Origin of the sequence: Caballeronia sp. M1242 (assembly GCF_017220215.1) — a bacterium.
In the GTDB taxonomy this organism is placed as follows: Bacteria; Pseudomonadota; Gammaproteobacteria; order Burkholderiales; family Burkholderiaceae; genus Caballeronia.
The window spans coordinates 481,403-498,037 of sequence record NZ_CP071132.1 but is presented as its reverse complement, the minus strand read 5'-3'; the positions used below and the strand labels follow the sequence as shown (position 1 = coordinate 498,037).

General features: G+C 63.9%; 22 protein-coding genes. 9 read left to right on the top strand and 13 right to left on the bottom strand.

Annotated features, from left to right (window positions below; all coding sequences use genetic code 11):
* Positions 1–123 precede the first annotated feature (123 nt).
* Positions 124–588, top strand: coding sequence for a response regulator (locus tag JYK05_RS25810; protein ID WP_206470677.1), 465 nt, complete (start codon positions 124–126; stop codon positions 586–588).
* A 20-nt stretch (positions 589–608) separates the two neighbouring features.
* Here JYK05_RS25810 and JYK05_RS25805 read toward each other — a convergent pair whose 3' ends face one another.
* From JYK05_RS25805 to JYK05_RS25790, 4 genes are all read right to left on the bottom strand, one after another.
* Complete coding sequence (locus JYK05_RS25805) at positions 609–1,022, bottom strand: hypothetical protein (RefSeq protein ID WP_206470676.1); 414 nt, start codon at positions 1,020–1,022, stop codon at positions 609–611.
* A gap of 155 nt (positions 1,023–1,177) precedes the next feature.
* A complete protein-coding gene (locus JYK05_RS25800; protein ID WP_241270109.1) occupies positions 1,178–1,618 on the bottom strand; it encodes a hypothetical protein in 441 nt (146 codons plus the stop codon).
* Positions 1,619–1,795: 177 nt separating this feature from the next.
* On the bottom strand, positions 1,796–2,146 hold the full coding sequence (locus tag JYK05_RS25795; protein ID WP_175945803.1) for a hypothetical protein: 351 nt from the start codon (positions 2,144–2,146) through the stop codon (positions 1,796–1,798).
* 131 nt (positions 2,147–2,277) lie between these two features.
* Entirely contained in the window at positions 2,278–3,252 is a 975-nt protein-coding gene (locus JYK05_RS25790) for a serine hydrolase (RefSeq protein WP_206470675.1), read from the bottom strand.
* A gap of 196 nt (positions 3,253–3,448) precedes the next feature.
* On the opposite strand from JYK05_RS25790, the gene JYK05_RS25785 reads away from it, so the two are divergent.
* The gene (locus JYK05_RS25785; protein ID WP_241270108.1) at positions 3,449–4,798 is read left to right on the top strand and encodes an AarF/UbiB family protein; all 1,350 of its coding nucleotides are present in this window, start codon (positions 3,449–3,451) and stop codon (positions 4,796–4,798) included.
* Between the two features lie 4 nt (positions 4,799–4,802).
* Here the strand turns inward: JYK05_RS25785 and JYK05_RS25780 are convergent, their stop codons facing one another.
* The 8 genes from JYK05_RS25780 to cyoA all read right to left on the bottom strand — a co-directional run bounded on the left by JYK05_RS25780 (position 4,803) and on the right by cyoA (position 12,294).
* On the bottom strand, positions 4,803–5,600 hold the full coding sequence (locus JYK05_RS25780) for an IclR family transcriptional regulator (RefSeq protein ID WP_206470673.1): 798 nt from the start codon (positions 5,598–5,600) through the stop codon (positions 4,803–4,805).
* Between the two features lie 45 nt (positions 5,601–5,645).
* Entirely contained in the window at positions 5,646–6,374 is a 729-nt protein-coding gene (locus JYK05_RS25775) for an SDR family NAD(P)-dependent oxidoreductase (protein WP_206470672.1), read from the bottom strand.
* A gap of 11 nt (positions 6,375–6,385) precedes the next feature.
* Entirely contained in the window at positions 6,386–7,687 is a 1,302-nt protein-coding gene (locus JYK05_RS25770) for an MFS transporter (RefSeq protein WP_206470671.1), read from the bottom strand.
* Positions 7,688–7,766: 79 nt separating this feature from the next.
* The gene (locus tag JYK05_RS25765) at positions 7,767–8,294 is read right to left on the bottom strand and encodes a 2,4'-dihydroxyacetophenone dioxygenase family protein (RefSeq protein ID WP_206470670.1); all 528 of its coding nucleotides are present in this window, start codon (positions 8,292–8,294) and stop codon (positions 7,767–7,769) included.
* 164 nt (positions 8,295–8,458) lie between these two features.
* Positions 8,459–8,791: a cytochrome o ubiquinol oxidase subunit IV gene (cyoD, locus tag JYK05_RS25760; RefSeq protein WP_206470669.1), complete on the bottom strand. Its 333-nt coding sequence runs from the start codon at positions 8,789–8,791 to the stop codon at positions 8,459–8,461.
* A complete protein-coding gene (gene cyoC, locus JYK05_RS25755; protein ID WP_206470668.1) occupies positions 8,791–9,396 on the bottom strand; it encodes a cytochrome o ubiquinol oxidase subunit III in 606 nt (201 codons plus the stop codon). The genes cyoD and cyoC overlap by 1 nt, the downstream gene beginning before the upstream one ends.
* The gene (gene cyoB, locus JYK05_RS25750) at positions 9,397–11,406 is read right to left on the bottom strand and encodes a cytochrome o ubiquinol oxidase subunit I (protein ID WP_206470667.1); all 2,010 of its coding nucleotides are present in this window, start codon (positions 11,404–11,406) and stop codon (positions 9,397–9,399) included.
* Between the two features lie 3 nt (positions 11,407–11,409).
* A complete protein-coding gene (gene cyoA, locus JYK05_RS25745) occupies positions 11,410–12,294 on the bottom strand; it encodes a ubiquinol oxidase subunit II (RefSeq protein WP_206470666.1) in 885 nt (294 codons plus the stop codon).
* Here cyoA and JYK05_RS25740 point away from each other — a divergent pair.
* From JYK05_RS25740 to JYK05_RS25715, 7 genes are all read left to right on the top strand, one after another.
* Positions 12,261–12,599, top strand: a complete 339-nt coding sequence (locus JYK05_RS25740) for a hypothetical protein (protein ID WP_206470936.1) — start codon at positions 12,261–12,263, stop codon at positions 12,597–12,599. The two genes, cyoA and JYK05_RS25740, sit on opposite strands and share 34 nt — an antisense overlap.
* A gap of 107 nt (positions 12,600–12,706) precedes the next feature.
* Entirely contained in the window at positions 12,707–13,450 is a 744-nt protein-coding gene (locus tag JYK05_RS25735; protein ID WP_206470665.1) for a hypothetical protein, read from the top strand.
* A 259-nt stretch (positions 13,451–13,709) separates the two neighbouring features.
* A complete protein-coding gene (locus JYK05_RS25730) occupies positions 13,710–13,937 on the top strand; it encodes a hypothetical protein (protein ID WP_206470664.1) in 228 nt (75 codons plus the stop codon).
* A gap of 47 nt (positions 13,938–13,984) precedes the next feature.
* Positions 13,985–14,104, top strand: coding sequence for a hypothetical protein (locus JYK05_RS26780; RefSeq protein ID WP_371826482.1), 120 nt, complete (start codon positions 13,985–13,987; stop codon positions 14,102–14,104).
* Positions 14,105–14,147: 43 nt separating this feature from the next.
* Complete coding sequence (locus JYK05_RS25725; protein ID WP_206470663.1) at positions 14,148–15,356, top strand: nitronate monooxygenase family protein; 1,209 nt, start codon at positions 14,148–14,150, stop codon at positions 15,354–15,356.
* A gap of 140 nt (positions 15,357–15,496) precedes the next feature.
* On the top strand, positions 15,497–15,718 hold the full coding sequence (locus JYK05_RS25720) for a DUF3079 domain-containing protein (RefSeq protein ID WP_206470662.1): 222 nt from the start codon (positions 15,497–15,499) through the stop codon (positions 15,716–15,718).
* A gap of 131 nt (positions 15,719–15,849) precedes the next feature.
* Positions 15,850–16,281 (top strand): hypothetical protein, encoded by a 432-nt coding sequence (locus tag JYK05_RS25715; protein ID WP_206470661.1) that lies wholly within the window; start codon positions 15,850–15,852, stop codon positions 16,279–16,281.
* Between the two features lie 26 nt (positions 16,282–16,307).
* Here the strand turns inward: JYK05_RS25715 and JYK05_RS25710 are convergent, their stop codons facing one another.
* The gene (locus tag JYK05_RS25710; protein WP_206470660.1) at positions 16,308–16,610 is read right to left on the bottom strand and encodes a hypothetical protein; all 303 of its coding nucleotides are present in this window, start codon (positions 16,608–16,610) and stop codon (positions 16,308–16,310) included.
* Positions 16,611–16,635: the final 25 nt, after the last annotated feature.

The following is a 16,635-nucleotide window of genomic DNA, read 5'->3' as shown; positions in this document are numbered from 1 at the left end:
CCGCGCGGCGTCCGGGTATTCCCGAGTGCAACGTTCGCGCGCGCCGCACTGTTCGGGCAAACCCTGAATGCTGCGTCGCGGAACGCGCGTTGCTGAAACAGTCGGTCAATCCGAGGCCAAAAAATGCAATCAACGCAACGACAAGCACGCGTACCGGAAGAAGCGGTGTGGCAGATTCCCGTTCGTGCTGCGCATCACGACGAACCGCGCGTGCTCATCGCCGACGACGATTTCGACGCCACGCGCGCCATCTGTCTCGCGTTCGAGGACGCCGACTTCAACGTCCGCGCGGTGCACACGGGGCTCGACGCCGTGGCGCTTACGCGCAAGTGGCGGCCCGGCGTCGTGCTGCTCGATCTGATGATGCCCCTCGGCGACGGCTGGGAAGCGGCCGAAGCGATACGCGCGCTCGATACGTCGATGATGCTGCTCGCGCACACCAGCCGCACGTGCCCCGACGATTGCGCGCGGGCGCGTCGCACCGGATTCAACGGCTATTTCGTAAAGCCGAGTCCGCTGGAACGCATGATCGACGTGATGCGCGCCTATTATTCGACGCACGAACCGCGGCGCGAGCGCGAGTGCTGAAAGCTGGCCGGAGCGGGTGACTAGACTTGCTTGAGACGGCGCAGCGCGTCGCTTCGCGAGGTGCCGGCCGCGGCAGGCGGGCTCAGCAACGCGCTGTCGTTCCGGTCGACCGGCCGCGCGGGCAGCGTGCGTTGCAATCCGGCGCTGAAGCCCTTCCTGAACGCGCGGCGGTAGGTTCGGCGATACGCTTCTTCCGTCGACACTTCGCCGGTGTGGTCGGACAGCGCCTCGGTCAGCGCGCGTTGCTCGTGCGCGAGGGTGCGCAGCAGATCGATCAACACAGGCTGACCGATGCCCGCGCCGTCCCCGCTCGCCAGCACATCCGACAGCGCGGCGACCGCACGCGCGACATCGTTGCTGCGCTTTTCGATCGCCACCGGATGCGCGATGACAGGATGCCCTTCAGGGTTGATCGTGATCTTGACTTGGTCCATCTGCTCTTCCTCGTTGCTCGGTACACGGCGCAACGCGCCCGCTCCTTCGCGAGAAAGCATTCCTGTGCATCCGGACGAACGGCTGCGCGCGGCCGCGCGAAGTGTGCCCGAGTCGATCACGGGCGGCAACTGCCGTGGCGCGTGGATGCAGCGGTTCAGGCGTTGACGCGCCGTGCCGGAACTTCGTCGACCGCGACTGCGGGCGTGTCCATCTCACGATCGACATGCTGCTTTAGCACGTCTTCCCAATATTGGCAGTAGCCGGCCCAGAACGGGACTTGCGTTTGCGCGCAGGCATCCGCCGGCAGCGGATGCGGCAGCATGCGAGCGAGCCGCGCGATCTCCCTGCGCTTCCACTGCAGCAGCGTGCGGCGCGGGCCGCGCACGGCCGGGCAGAGTTCGTTCATGCGCGTGATGGCCAGCCACAGACCTTCGGCCGGATGCGAAGCCATGGTCGTGAGAATCACGGTGTTCGGGCGCGGCCCGCGTTCGTGACACACGACCGCGCCGATCTGCCCGAGGATGTACATGCTTCGTTCGATACGCTCACCGGCTGGCGGCTGCATGGCGCGTCCTTTTTCTGATGGTTGTTTCATGGCGCTCTCGATTGCCTCACGTGCAGCCGGAAGCCGTTGCGACACGGATTCCGGCATCGCGATATTGATACGTTATAGCGTGAGCGCATTACGATACCGTATCGAAAATAATCGGGATCGCATATCGACAAAAATCTACATTGACGACGGGCGCTTTTTGCTGCCGCTGGTCACGGATCACCGCTGCGTGTAATCGATCGGCTCGGGCGGCGCGTTGGCCGCGAGTTCCTGGCGCCGCTGCTCGGTTGCGGCGTGCACGCCCTTGTCGTAGAAGGCTTGCGCGGTGTGTTGTTCGAGCGCGGCGAGCAACGGAAGGCTTTCTTCGGCGAGAGAATGCATGAGATGCAGGATGTCGCGCCTCATCGGCTCGGGCCACGCGCAGAAGTGCTCGAACGCGCCGGGCGCGGCGATCATGCCGACCAGCGACGCAAGCAGTCGCGCGCGGCTTTTGCAATGCTCGCCGATGGGCTCGGCGTGCGAAACGACGACGCGCCCCTGCGCATCCACCGAAATGTCGAAGGACTTCATGCGATACCTCGCTTGCCTCGAATGTCCGCCGTGGCAACGGACGCAAAGCGAGATTACCTGCGCGCGAGGCTTCGATCTGCGCTCAGTTCGGAAACGAAGCCGCGAGCAATCCGAAACAACGCTGGCGAGGATCAGCGCGCATCGAGGCAGAGCACGTGTTGCTCGAAGAGCGCGCGGACGTTTTTGTTCGCGGCGGTGTTGTCGCATGTCGCGGCTGCGACGATTCCCGCCTCGCGCGCAACGAAGATGAACTGCTCGCCGAAGCCCGCCGCGAACGCATAGCGCGGCGCGATCCACCACAGGTAGCCGTACTGCGCGTCCTGCATCGGCGGGCCGCCCTCGCTGTGCACCGACATGGCGTCGTCGATGAACGACGCATCCACGAGTTGCGCGCCTTGCCATGTGCCGCGATCCAGCATCAGCGTGCCGAGCTTCGTCATGTCGCGCGCGCGCAGCATGAGTCCGCGCCCCGCGAACGTATGGCCGTCTTCATCGGCGATCCATTCGCTCGTTTCAATGCCGAGCGGCGCGAAGAGCTTGTCGCGCACATACGCTTCGACGGTCGCGCCCGTCACCGCTTCGACGGCGAGCGACAGCAACTGCACCGCATGCGAGTCATAGCGAAAACGCGTGCCGGGCGCGTCGGCCATCGGACGCGAGAGCACGAAGTTCAGCCGGTCGTCCTCGCCGGCGAGCCGCTCGCACGCGCCGAGCAGACACTTGTCCACTGCGCCTGGTTCGCACTCGAAGCCCGAAGTCATCGTGAGCAGATGGCGCAGCGTGATGCGTCGGACGCGCTCGTCCAGCGCGGGATCGCGCGCCTTCTCGATGATCTCGCTGATCGGCGTGTCGAGGTCCGCGAGCAGCCGCTCGGACAGCGCGATGCCCACGGCCAGCCCCACGACGCTCTTCGTGACCGAATTGACGTTTTCGAGCGTATCGGGCGCGGCGTCGCTGCGGTAATGTTCGAATTCGATGCGGCCGTCCCGCACGACGACGAAGCTTCGCACGGCGCTGTCCTCGCTTTGCAGCGCATCGCGCAGGGCGCTCGGGCTTTGTTCGTCGACGGACCCGCGCGCCGGAGCGTCTTCCGTTTTCATGTGCATGGTGGTGGTTCGAGGCAGAGCGCAGGAAACGCGCGGGTTCGAATCGTGCTGCAAGATGCTGCGAATCGAGCAAGCCGAATGCCACGGCACACTCAAGCAAAAAGGACTTCATTTGCCCGTCCGACGACTCGCAACGCTCTGGCGTCTTGGCCGGGCGTTCGTCCGCGAAAGCCATTCACATAGCGACGGCGCGTCGATGCAACGCATCGCGCGCTTCTTCGCCGTGCATGGCGCGCGCGCCGCGCCGCTCGCGGGCGGCGTGCCGGCGTTGAGCCAGTTGCCGCGCGTGTTCTCGCTGGCGTCCGACGCGCTCACGCGGCATCCCGCGCTCGCGGAAGCGGCGGTGCGCGTGGCGCTGTCGGAGATGGAAGGTCTGTTCACGCCCTACGATGCCGCCAGCTTTCGCAGCGCGTGCGCCCTCGCGCTCGCAGCCGCGCCGCGCGCCGAAATCACCGAGATCAGCGCGGCGCCGCTGCGCTCGGGCATCGCGGAGCAGACGCATGCGGCACGCATCGAAGGCGTGCCGGTCCGCATCACGCTGCTTCGCGCGGACGCACGCCAGGAACTCGCCGATGACCTCCATCTGGCGCTCGCCGCCGCGCGCTTCGCCGAGCGGCGTTCGGCGACGGCCCGCGAGTTGCAGGCGGTGCAGTGGTTGAGCCGCGTGCGCGAGAGCGTGCATTCGATGATCGACCTGCGCCAGCGCGCCGCCGATCAGAGCTATCTGCGCTACCGCCTGCGCGACGACGATCGGCTCGCCGTGCCCGAAGTGCTCTGGGACTTTTGCAACGACGCTGTGCTGACGACGCGCGCGATCGACACCGTGCCGCTGTCGGACGGCCACGCGCTCGCATCGCACGGGCTCAAACAGGCGGATCTCATCGCGACGCTGATCGAGGCGTTCTTCGAAATGGCGCTCGGGCAGGGCGTGTATCACGCGGGGCTGGACGCGGCGGGCGCGCGCGTCAGCATCGATCCCGGCACGCGCGGCAAGATCGTGCTCGAAGCCGACAACGCCATTTCGTTCTTCGCTGCGCATGAGCGCGATTTCATCGTCGGGGTATCGAACTCGCTGCTCGAAGGCGACCACAAGGCGGCGGCGCGCACGCATCTCGAACACGGGCGGCCAGACGAACACGCGGCGCATCACGAAGTGCGCGTCGAATCGACGTATCGCCGAGAAGCGGAGCGGTTTTCGTCGACGGATGCGCGGCAGGGCGCGCACGTCTCGCATTTGTTCGATGCAATCGGCAAGGCGCCCGCCGAGCACATGTTCAGCGCCGCGCACGGGCGCATTGCGTCGCGGGCGGTGCTGCTGTCGCGTTCGATGGAGACGATCGAGCGCATGGCGCATACCGTCGCGCCGGATGTCGATGTGTGGAAGATCGCGCGGCGCGTGATCGCGCGGCTCGCGGCGGACCAGTTCGGCTGCCACGGTCTGCTCGCGCATCTGGCGCAGGAAGCGACGCACTGGCCGCAATTGCTGCCGCGCCTGCCGACTTTGATTGCCAAGCGCGCGGGCGCGTCGCAAGGCAACGCGTTCTGACGCTTTAGCGCGTGGCGGGACTCATGCGCTCGGCGATCGCGCGGCACGCAGCTTTCAGCGGCGCGACGTAGGTTTCCATCGGCGTTTCGCTTTTTCGGAAGAGCGGAATGCTCACGCTGACGCAGCCGAGCGGGGCGCCGTTCGCGCCGACGATCGCGCTGCCGTAGCAGAAGATTTGCGCTTCGTTCTCCTCGCGGTCTTCGGCGTAGCCGCGCGTGTGGCATGCGTCCAGTTCGGCATCGAGCGCGCTTCGGTCGACGATGGTGTTCGGCGTGAATCGCTGGAACGGGATGCCTTGCAGGAGCGCGTCGCGTTCGGCGGGCGAAAGCGTCGACAGATACGCCTTGCCGACCGAGCTCGAATACAACGTGACCCGCGTGCCGATGCGCGACGCCATGCGCACCGCGTGCGGGCTTTCCAGCTTCTCGACGTACACCATTTCCGCGCCGCTTCTCACCGCCAGATGCACGGTTTCCTGCGTGGCATCGCGCAGCGCCTGCAACGCGTCGGCGGCGGCGATGCGCAAGTCGGACCGCTCCCAGCTTCGGCTCGCGAGCGACATCAGGCGCGGGCCGAGCGTATAACAGCCGCCGCGCGCGCTTTCGACGACGAGCCCTTCGGCCATCAACGCGCCGACGATGCGGTACACCGTCGGGCGCGGATAGCCGCTTTGCGTCGTCAGACGCGCGATGGTCGGCGGCTCGGCCGCGTCGGCGATCAGTTGCAGCACCGCCATGAACTTGGAGAACGCGGCGGTGCCGGTTGCCTTTGCGGCGTCGAGAGAGACGGGATCAGCGGCCATGATCGGATAGGGAAGCGGCGGCGCGGCGATTATATCGACGCTCGCTTACGCCACGAGATAGCCGCCGTCCACCGGCACGATCGCGCCGGTCATGAACGCCGCCGCCGGCGACGCCAGAAACGCGACGACGCGCGCCACGTCCTCCGGCAAGCCCCAGCGTTTCATCGGCGTGCGGTCGAGAATGGCTTGCGAGCGGCCGCCGTCGTCCTGAAGCGCCTGCGTGAGCGGCGTGGCGATCCAGCCGGGCGCGACCGCGTTCACGCGAATGCCGTCTGCCGCGTACGCGATGGCGAGCGACTTCGTCAATTGCGCGACGCCGCCCTTGCTCGCGCTGTATGCCGGAACGAGGCCGCCGCCGAAGAACGTGAGCATCGACGCCGTGTTGACGATGCTCCCGCCGCTTTTCGCGAGCAACGGCCGCGCGGCGGCGCACATGCGCATGGTGCCGTTCAGGTTGACGGCGATCACGCGCTCGAACGTCTCGATGTCGTGCTCGTCGCCGCGCTTGATCATGCCCGCGCAGTTCACCAGCACGTCGAGCGCGTCGAGGCGGTTCATGAGATCGGCGGTGCTGGCGGCATCAGCGACATCGAGCGCGGCGACCTCGATGCCGCCGCCGAGCGCGTCGCGCTGCGCATCCGTCGGCGCTATGCCCGCCGCGATCACGCGCGCGCCGAGCGCGGCGAACTGCTGCGCGATGCCTGCGCCGATGCCCTGCGTGCCGCCCGTTACGACGACGGCCTTGCCTTTGAAGAGATCAGTCTGGAAGGTCATATCGGTCAGCCTCAAACGGCGGGCACGGCAGACGCCGGCTGCTCGGAATCCTGAATCGGCACGCGGACGACGAACATATAAACGAGCGCCGCCGCGAACGCCACGCCCGCGCTGATCAGGAACGCGTTGACGAACGAATGCGTCTTGTCGACGACGAGGCCCGTGATGAACGGCGCAAACGAGCCGCCGAAATAGCCGCCGAAGTTCTGAATGCTGCCGAGCGACGCCACCATGTGACGGGGTGCCGCCACCGAGACGAGTGCCCACGCCGCGCCGCTCGCCATGTTGACGAAGAACATCGCCGCCGAGAGATACGTGATCGCGAGCGCGAGGTTCGGCGTGAACGCGGCCGGAACCGTGAACAGCGCCGCGCCGATGAGACCGGTGCAGATCGGCCACTTGCGGCTGCGGATCGGTGCGACGCCGCGCGCCATCAGTCCATCGGCGATAAAGCCCGACGACAGCATGCCGAGCGTGCCCGCCAGATACGGAATCGACACGATCCAGCCGGTCTTCGCGATGGTCAGGTGCCGCTCGTGTTCGAGATACGCGGGCAGCCATGTCAGATACAGCCACACCATGTAGATCACGCCCATGAAGCCGAAAATCATGCCCCACGTGGTCGCTTTGCTGAAGAGGCCGCGCCATTCCGCGAAGCTCATGCTGCGTTCCGCGCGCTGCGCGGGCTCGCCTTCGGTCAAGTGCGCGATTTCCTGCGGCGCGAGCGCAATGTCTCGCCGGTTGCGATACACGATGTACCAGCCGATCGCCACCGCAATGCCCAGCACGCCCATGATGACGAACATGTTGCGCCAGCCGAAGCTGAGCAGCAGCACGGTCAGAATCGGCGGCGCGAGCGCGGGGCCAATGGTCGAGGACGTGACGAAGATGCCGGTCGGCTTGCCGCGTTCGTGTTGCGCGAACCACTCGGAGACGACCTTCGCGCCGGCCGGAAACTGCGGCGCCTCGCCGATGCCGAGCGCGATGCGCGCCGCGAGGAACTGATGCAGGTTGGTGACGAGGCCGCCGAACAACTGCGCGACGGACCAGACGAACATGCCGAGACCGAGCATGATGCGCGCGCCGAAGCGGTCGAGCATCACGCCGATGGGCAATTGCGAGAACGCATACGCGAATGAGAACGCGGAGAGCAGCAGGCCCATCTGCGATGCGGAGAGCCCCAGCTCCTGCGTGACCGAATGATTGGCGATGGACAGCGTGCTGCGGTCCAGATAATTCACGATCCCCGCGAGCGTGAGGAACGTGAGCGCGATCCATTGAATGCGCTTGATGCGTGGCGATTTGCTCTGCATGGTGTCTCCCCGATGCGTTTCGTTGACGCTTCGGCTGCTTATGATGGTTTGGCTATCGATGGACGAACTAGCGGATGAACTAGCGAATGAACTGATCGACGAAATCCGCGCCCAGCCCGACGGCTTCATAGTGCTTGCGGCACATGTCGACCTTGGTGAACACGTCCTCATAACCGGTGTAGTTGCCGTACGGATCGCAATAGAACATCACGCCGTTCACCTGAAAGTAGGTGATCATCTCTTCGACGTCTTCCGGCACGTAGAGCGTATGCGTTTCGCCGGGCGGCTCGAAGACATAGCTGCCTTCGGTCGCGATCCAGTCGTGCTCCAGATACCGCCAGCGGCCTTTGAGCACCATGCCGTGAACAGCCTGCGGATGACGATGCCGCGAGAGCACGCCGGACTTGCGCACGCGCAGCAGGTTCATCCAATAGCCGGTGGACACGTTGAGACAGAGCGGGCGAAACCAGACGTTCTCGGCTTGCGGAACCCATTCGCGCTCGTCGGTCGGTATCGCATGACCGATCACGATTTCTTTCTGCGCTTCCTTGGGATTGGGGAATTGGTACGGCGTCATTGCGTCCGCCGACGGTTTTGGCGCGGGCATCGCGTCTCCTGTGTCCATAATGTGGATCGTGAAATCAAATTATGGACAGATGGTCGCGCCGCTTGCAGGAATTGTCAAGATTTGTCAGCGACCGCAGAAATCGACGGACGAAAAAAAAGCGGGCCCGGAAACCGGACCCGCCTCTTTCACCGATGCCTGCGGCGTTAGCGCGCCATCATCAGCATGTGGACGTTATGCATGACCCATACCGTACCGACGACGATCACAAGCGACATCAGGATCGTGTAGGCAAACGACAGGGCGTGCCAGCGTTGTCCCTTCGACGTGTTCACGTGCAGGAAGAACACCACATGGACCACCATCTGAACGGCGGCCAGCACCGCCAGCCACACGATGCCTTGTTCGCCCGACACTTTGCCCGCCGTGACGAGCCAGAACGAAACCACCGTGAGAACGACGGCCAGCACGAAGCCGACGAGATATCCGCCCACGGTGACGTGCGGAATATCGCTATGCGTTATATGCGTATGAGCCATTAGACGACGCTCGCAAGGTAGACGAAGGAGAACACGCAAATCCAGACGATGTCGAGGAAGTGCCAGAAAAGGCTGAGGCAGGCGAGCCGGCGGATCTGGCGTTCGTTCAGCTCCGGCTTCTGCATGATTTGCAGCGCCAGCACGACGAGCCACACGAGGCCGAGCGTGACGTGCAGACCGTGCGTGCCGACGAGCGTGAAGAACGACGACCAGAACGCGCTGCGCTGCGGGCCCGCGCCTTCAGCGATCAGATGGGCGAACTCGTGCAGTTCGAGCCACAGAAAGCCCGCGCCCAGCACGAACGTGACGAAGAGCCAGGCGAGCACGCCGCCCGTCTGCTTGCGATGCGCCGAGATCATCGCGAAGCCGAACGTCAGGCTGCTCGTAAGCAGCAGGCCGGTTTCGATCGCGACATCGCGCAGGTTGAAGAGATCCTTGGCCGTGGGGCCGCCCGCGAACTGGTTCGCCATCATCGCGAAGGTCGCGAAGAGGGATGCGAACAGCACGCAGTCGGTCATGAGGTAGGACCAGAAGCCGAACACCGAGTGAGACGGCTGGTGTTCGTGCTCGTGCGCGTCATGCGCGGAAAGCGTCGATTGCGACATTTACAGCACCTCCAGTTCCAATTCGCGCCCCGCGCTGGTCTTGGCGGGCGACTTCGGCGGACGGTTCCGCTCTTCAGTCGCCTTCACCGTGGCGGCGGGGATGATGTAGCCGGCGTTCTCGGCAAAGCTGTAGCCGATCACGACCGCAGCGACGCCGATCAGGCCGACGATAGCCAGCCACCAGATATGCCAGATCGCCGCGAAGCCGAATGCCAGTGCGAACACGCCAACGAAGAAACCGGCGCTGGTGTTCGACGGCATATGGATGTCGCGGAACGGACGCGTTTCGACGCGGTTCGTTTCCTTTGCGTGGGCGAAGTCATCGAGTTCACGGACAGCCGGCACATGCGCGAAGTTGTAGACCGGCGGCGGCGAGCTGATCGACCATTCGAGCGTGCGGCCGCCCCACGGGTCGCCCGTGACATCGCGATAAGCCGGCTGATTGCGGCGAATCACGCTCACGACGATCTGCGCGACCTGGAACGCCACGCCCAGCGCGATGATGCCGACGCCGCACGCCGCGACCACGAGATACGGCTGCCATGCGGGGTTGTCGTAGTGGTTCAGGCGGCGCGTCATGCCCATGAAGCCGAGAATGTAGATCGGCACGAACGCGACGAAGAAGCCGACGAACCAGCAGACGAACGCGTTGCGGCCGAGCTTTTCATCGAGCTTGAAGCCGAACACCTTCGGCCACCAGAACTGCACGCCCGCGAAATAGCCGAACACCACGCCGCCGATAATCGCGTTGTGGAAGTGAGCGATCAGGAACAGGCTGTTATGCAAAACGAAGTCCGCGCCCGGGATCGCCAGCATCACGCCCGTCATGCCGCCGAGCGTGAACGTGATGATGAAGCCGATGGTCCACAGAACCGGCGTCGTCAACTGGACGCGGCCGCGATACATCGTGAAGAGCCAGTTGAAGATCTTCACGCCGGTCGGGATCGAGATGATCATCGTCATAATGCCGAAGAAGGCATTGACGTTCGCGCCCGAGCCCATGGTGAAGAAGTGGTGCAGCCACACGAGGAACGACAGCACCATGATGCAGCACGTCGCCCAGACCATCGTCTTGTAGCCGAAAAGCGGCTTCTTCGAGAACGTGGAAACGACTTCCGAGTAGATGCCGAACGCCGGCAGAACCAGAATGTAGACCTCGGGGTGGCCCCAGGCCCAGATCAGGTTCAGATACACCATCGGGTTGCCGCCGGCATCGTTCGTGAAGAAGTGCATGCCGAGATAGCGGTCGAGGCCGAGCAGCGCGAGCGCGACGGTCAGAATCGGGAACGTCGCCATGATGAGCACGTTCGAGCAGAAGGCTGTCCACGTGAACACGGGCAGCTTCATCCACGTCATGCCGGGCGCGCGCATCTTCACGATGGTCACGAAGAAGTTCACGCCGGTGAGCAGCGTGCCGACACCGGACAACTGCAGCGCCCAGATGTAGTAGTCGACGCCGACGCCCGGGCTAAACTGCGTTTCCGACAGCGGCGGATACGCGAGCCAGCCGGTCGCCGAGAACTCGCCGATGAAGAGCGACAAGTTGATCAGCACCGCGGCCATCGCCGTCATCCAGAACGACAGCGAGTTGATGAACGGGAACGCGACGTCGCGCGCGCCGATCTGCAGCGGCACCACGAGATTGAAGAACGCCACGAGCAGGGCCATCGCCATGAAGAAGATCATGATGGTGCCGTGCGCCGAGAAGATCTGGTCGTAGTGATGCGGCGGCAGGAAGCCCGGCGAGTCGAGCGCGACAGCCTGCTGCGCGCGCATCATGACGGCGTCGACGAAGCCGCGCACGAGCATCAGGCCGGCGACGACCAGATACATGATGCCGATGCGCTTGTGGTCAGTCGAAGTCAGGTACTCGCGCCAGAGCCAGCCCCATTTTCCGAACTTGGTGAGAAGGGCGGCCGCACCGAGCGCCATGACCGCCATGAGGACGGTCGCCCCCATGATGATCGGCTCGTGGTACGGGATCGCCTCAAGCGTTAATTTGCCGAACATGGCTTACCCCTTGGTTACGCAATTCGTGCCAACGGTGACATTCCCGTTGTTGTACTTGCCGACGATGTTGTTGAAGAGCTTCGGATCGACGGTCGAGAAATAGCGGACCGCGACCTTTTCGCTCGGACGCGCGACGCCCGCGTAGACGTTCATGTCGAGTGCTTCGGGCGCGGTCTTGACCTTCTTGACCCACGAATCGAAGTCAGCTTGCGACAGGGCGAGCGCGCGGAATTTCATGTCGGAAAAGCCCGCGCCGCTGTAGTTCGCCGAGATGCCCGCGTAGTCGCCGGCGTGGTCGGCTTGCAGGTTCAGACGCGTCTGCATGCCCGCCATCGCGTAGATCTGACTGCCGAGCTGCGGGATGAAAAACGAGTTCATCACGGAGTCCGACGTAATGCGGAAGTTGACCGGCGTGCCGACGGGGAACGCGACCTGATTGACGGACGCAATGCCGAGATCCGGATAGACGAAGAGCCACTTCCAGTCGAGCGCGACCACTTCGACGTTGATCGGCTTCACGTTCGACTGTATCGGCTTGTACGGGTCGAGTTCGTGAGTGCTCTTCCACGTCAGCGTGCCGAGAAACAGAATGATGGCTGCCGGAATCGCCCAGACGACGACCTCGATGGCCGTGGAGTGCGTCCATTTCGGCGCGTACGTGGCGTTCTGGTTAGATGCGCGATAGCGCCAGGCGAAGATCAGGGTGAGCAGAATCACCGGAACGACGACGAGAAGCATCGCGAAAGTCGCGGTGGCGATGAGCGAGCTTTCCGCCGCGCCGATCACGCCTTTCGAATCGAGCACCTCGAGATTGCATCCCGATAAACAGACACTGGCCAACAAACCCGATAACAATGGCGCTGCTAAACGGTGAGTATTTTCATTCATTGCATTCGCTGGTTTTTTGGATCGAAGCGTCCTTGGGAAGACGCCGTTTCACGGCGTTGCGCCGCGACGCGATCATGCCACGCGAGATTTATCGCGATGTTGCGAATCTATGGAATTTGGTCGTAAAACGCGGCGTTGCGACGCTGTGTCGCGCGGGCTATGCCTTTCGAATGAGCGCGCTCTTGCCATGCTTCGAAGCGTGGCCGCGCGAGAGCGGAACCCGCCATTTTGCCGATACTGCCCGACGCTGGCGAGCGTTATGCGCGCGCCATAACGAATGCATCAAAATTTGGCATGTCGAATGATATTTCTTGTCAAATGGTGTAACGCGTGGCATCGGCGGCAACGTAAGCCGTCAAAATGCGAGGCTCGAATCGCAGGCGCACGTTGGCCCATGAGCCGATACCACAACATGAACAAGAAACTCATTCTCCTTGCCGCCAGTCTCTTCGCGCCGATGCTCGCGCACGCCGGTTGCGAGGACATAATGCAGACGTGGGCGAACACGCTGCATCCCGAAAAGACGCTCGATAGCGCGCTCAGCGTTTGCGAGGCGTGGCCCGCGAGTCCCGCGTTGACGCTCGCGGCGCTTGCGTTCTCCGGCGACGGCACACAGTCGAAGGAGGACGCCAACGACCTCGAGGTGCTGGTCGCCGATACCGCGACCGGCGCGATCGTCGCGCATGTATATGAGCCAAGTGCGATCAGGCAGCGCGCAGGCGCGTCGGCCGATATCGCGCTCGACACCGCGCCTTATCAAGTCGCGCCGACGCAGCGCGCGTTCGGCGTGCGCATGAGTTCCGACGGATCGTCTGGGCCCAAGCCACATGGCGAGACATCGCTGAGTCTCTACGCATTCGACGGCCAGACGCTGCGCCCCGTGCTCGACCGACTGACGATCTCGCAGGCGAGCGGCGAATGGGACACGCATTGCGACGGCTGGTACGACTCCACCACGCGTACGCTTTCGACGGGCGCGCCCGGCGCCGAGGGCTATGCTTCGCTGAAGATCGCCGAGATGACGGTGCATAGCGTGTCGCGCATCGCCAAAGGCGTGTGCGTCAATAAAAACGGCGCGCCGAAGCGAAAGAACTTTACGCTCGCCTATCGCGACGGGCGCTACGCTGTGCCGAAGGAATCGCAAAGTAAGGGCTGATGCAAAGTGTAGTGCCTCGTCGCTTTCTATGCGGTCTGTGGTAAGGGCAGTTCGCTACGAGCGACGCATTGCGCCAATACCTTGCTGATTTCCCGTCCTGACATTTCAAGGCTCATGCCCTGATTGACGTTCGTGTTCGAATTACGTCTACGTTCTGGAATCGGCGATCGCGGACGAGGACCGCGAATTGATGTGAAGATCGTCAATGAAAGCAAATGCAGGCTGCTTGTCGACGCCAATGGTCAGGGCTACGATCTTGATGACATGGGCAGATTCGTGGCGTGCCGCTGTCGTCATGCCGACGGCGTCGAAGGACGTCGACGAGTTGACCGTCGCACTGCGCGAAGGCGCATGCGGCTATTTGCCGAAGAACATCGAAGCGGAGGCGCTTTGCGTGGCCCTTCGAAAGGCGGCGGGCGAACCGGTTATCGCCGATGACATCACCGCGAAAGCTCGTCGCAAGCACGCGGCGGCCCGGCGACGCTAGCGGAAGCCGGGCACGAGCCACTGACGTCCTCGCTGGCTAAGAGCGCCGTGAAGATCCACGTGCGAAAGATCTTGCGCAAGCTCAACTGCACGAGTCGCGTCCGGGTCGCGCTCTATGCCGCGGGACACGACGCCGACCGATCGGACGCAGCGACCGCGAAAACTTAGCGGCGCATCGACGGCTCTTGCCAACCTATCAGGCAGTCAGATCATGAATCGAAATCAAGCTGGAATCCAAACTTCTCCGAGCGCGGGAAAGAGCGCGTTCGCGCCGCTCGTCATTCGCGGGCGCAGCGTGCTGCCGATCGTGCAGGGCGGCATGGGCGTCGGCATTTCGGCGCACCGGCTCGCGGGCAGCGTGGCGCGAGAAGGCGCGGTCGGCACCATCGCGAGCATCGATCTGCGTCACCATCACGCCGATCTGCTCGACATGTGCCGCGCCGATCCGTCGCGCGAAACGCTGGAGCGGGCGAATCTGACCGCGCTCGAGCGCGAGATTCGCAGCGCGCGTGAACTGTCGGAAGGTCGCGGCATGATCGCCGTGAACGTGATGAAAGCGGTCAGCGCCCACGCCGACTACGTGCGCGTAGCGTGCGAAGCGCGCGCCGATGCGATCGTGATGGGCGCGGGCTTGCCGCTCGATTTGCCCGATCTCACGCAAGGCTGCGATATCGCGCTGATCCCGATTCTGTCCGACAGCCGCGGCGTCGCGCTCGTGCTGAAGAAGTGGATGAAGAAGGGACGCTTGCCGGATGCCATCGTGATCGAACATCCGGCGCATGCCGGCGGACACCTCGGCGTGAACGACGTCTCCGACATGGACAACGAGCGTTTCGGGTTCGCGCGCGTGCTCGCGGACCTGGAGACCGTATTCGCGTCGCTTGGACTGGCGCGTGCGGACGTGCCGGTGATCGTGGCGGGCGGCATCAACAGCCACGAAGCCGTGCGCACATGGCTCGCGGCCGGCGCGAACGGCGTCCAGGTCGGCACGCCGTTCGCGGTGACAGAGGAGGGCGACGCGCATCCCGAATTCAAGCGCGTGCTCACGCAGGCGACGCCGGACGATATCGTCGAGTTCGTCAGCGTGACCGGCCTGCCTGCGAGAGCCGTGAAGACGCCGTGGCTCATGCGCTACTTGCGCAACGAAGAGCGCATTCGCACGAAGATCGGCGCACGCAAGCAGACGTGCCCGACGGCGCTCGAATGCCTGAGCGCATGCGGATTGCGCGACGGCATCGAGAAGTTCGGGCACTTCTGCATCGACACGAGGCTCGCGGCGGCGCTGCGCGGCGATGTGGGCAACGGCTTGTTCTTCCGGGGGCGCGAGAAGTTGCCGTTCGGCGCGGCGATCCGCAGTGTGCGGGATCTCATCGAACTATTGCTCACCGGCAGCACGCAGGCGGCGGTCGCGGCTTGTTGACTATGCAACGCGCGGCGTTCGTGAGAAACATAACGAAGCCGCCATTCGCGAACGTTCGAACTCGTTCTGTTGGCCGGCAGTCGGGCGCGTCGTAGCCTCTTTGAAGGTGCCAGCCGCATCGGACCGAGGATCAAGAAGACATGGCAAAGCGATTTCCCCTTCATCCGAAGCACCCGGAACGCAATTGCTGGGGCCGCGACCATTACTGCGGAGCGAATGCCCTGCTTTGCGGAAATGGATGGAGCCGCACGCAGCATCCGGCGGAGTTGCTGGGCGAAGACTGGTACACGTTCGGCGACTGGGGGCTTGACGTAGTGGACGAGTCGACGTCCACCACGTCGGCCGCGACGAAGACGCGCTAACGCCTGAATCATCCCGGGAACGCGAAACGCAGTGATCCTCGAGCCTCACGTCGAATTCGGCCTTCTCCTAAACGCCGACCGTTACGGCGTGCCTAGAATTTGGGCAACTCACACCACGCGTTGCCACCGTCATGCCCACGAAGCTCGAATTCGACACCCCGGAAGGCCGTCTGTCGCTGTCCATCGATGATGTTCAATTCATGGCCTACGATGCCGGCGACGCCACGTTGCGTTCGATGCGTCAATTCATCGAGCGCATGCGGGCGATGGGGCTCGGCGCAATCGCCGAATCGCACGCAAGGTTAATCGCGCAGAACAAGCTTCATGGGATCGAGCTTCGCGAAGCACGTCACGACGCCGAGGCGCTCCTCGCGTGCGGCGCAATTGGCGAGGCTATCGAAGACCGAATCACGCCTCGGATCGAGATGCTTCGCGAGGACATTGCGCAGACGCATGCGCAACTGCGCGCGAGCGTCGAACGGCTCGCCGCGCTCTCGTCAGCTTGCCACGAGGCGTTGCAGCAAATTCCCGGATACCGGCCGCCCAGCCGCCTGCGCGACTAATCGGCGACGCCACGCCGCGCGCTAATTTACCCGCCCGAATATCTGCGCAACAGCGCGCTCACATCGATGCGCTGCCCTTGCAGCAACAGCAGCCGCGCGTGCAAGACAAGATTCTCGATGACAAGCAGCGCCGTGGTGAGCATGTAAGTGACGTTCACATCGCCGGGATTGAGCCCGCTCGCCTGCAGGCTGCGATGCCTTTCCAGAAGCGATGTCAAGACAAGACCGCGCAGTTCCGGCTCGCCGAACGGCAGGTCGCCGTAATCGACGGGATCTTCGCGTTCCAATTCCTCGAGCAGCCCTGTCAATTCGCTGATGGTCACTTCCATGGCGTCTCCGGCGAGCGGTTGCGTG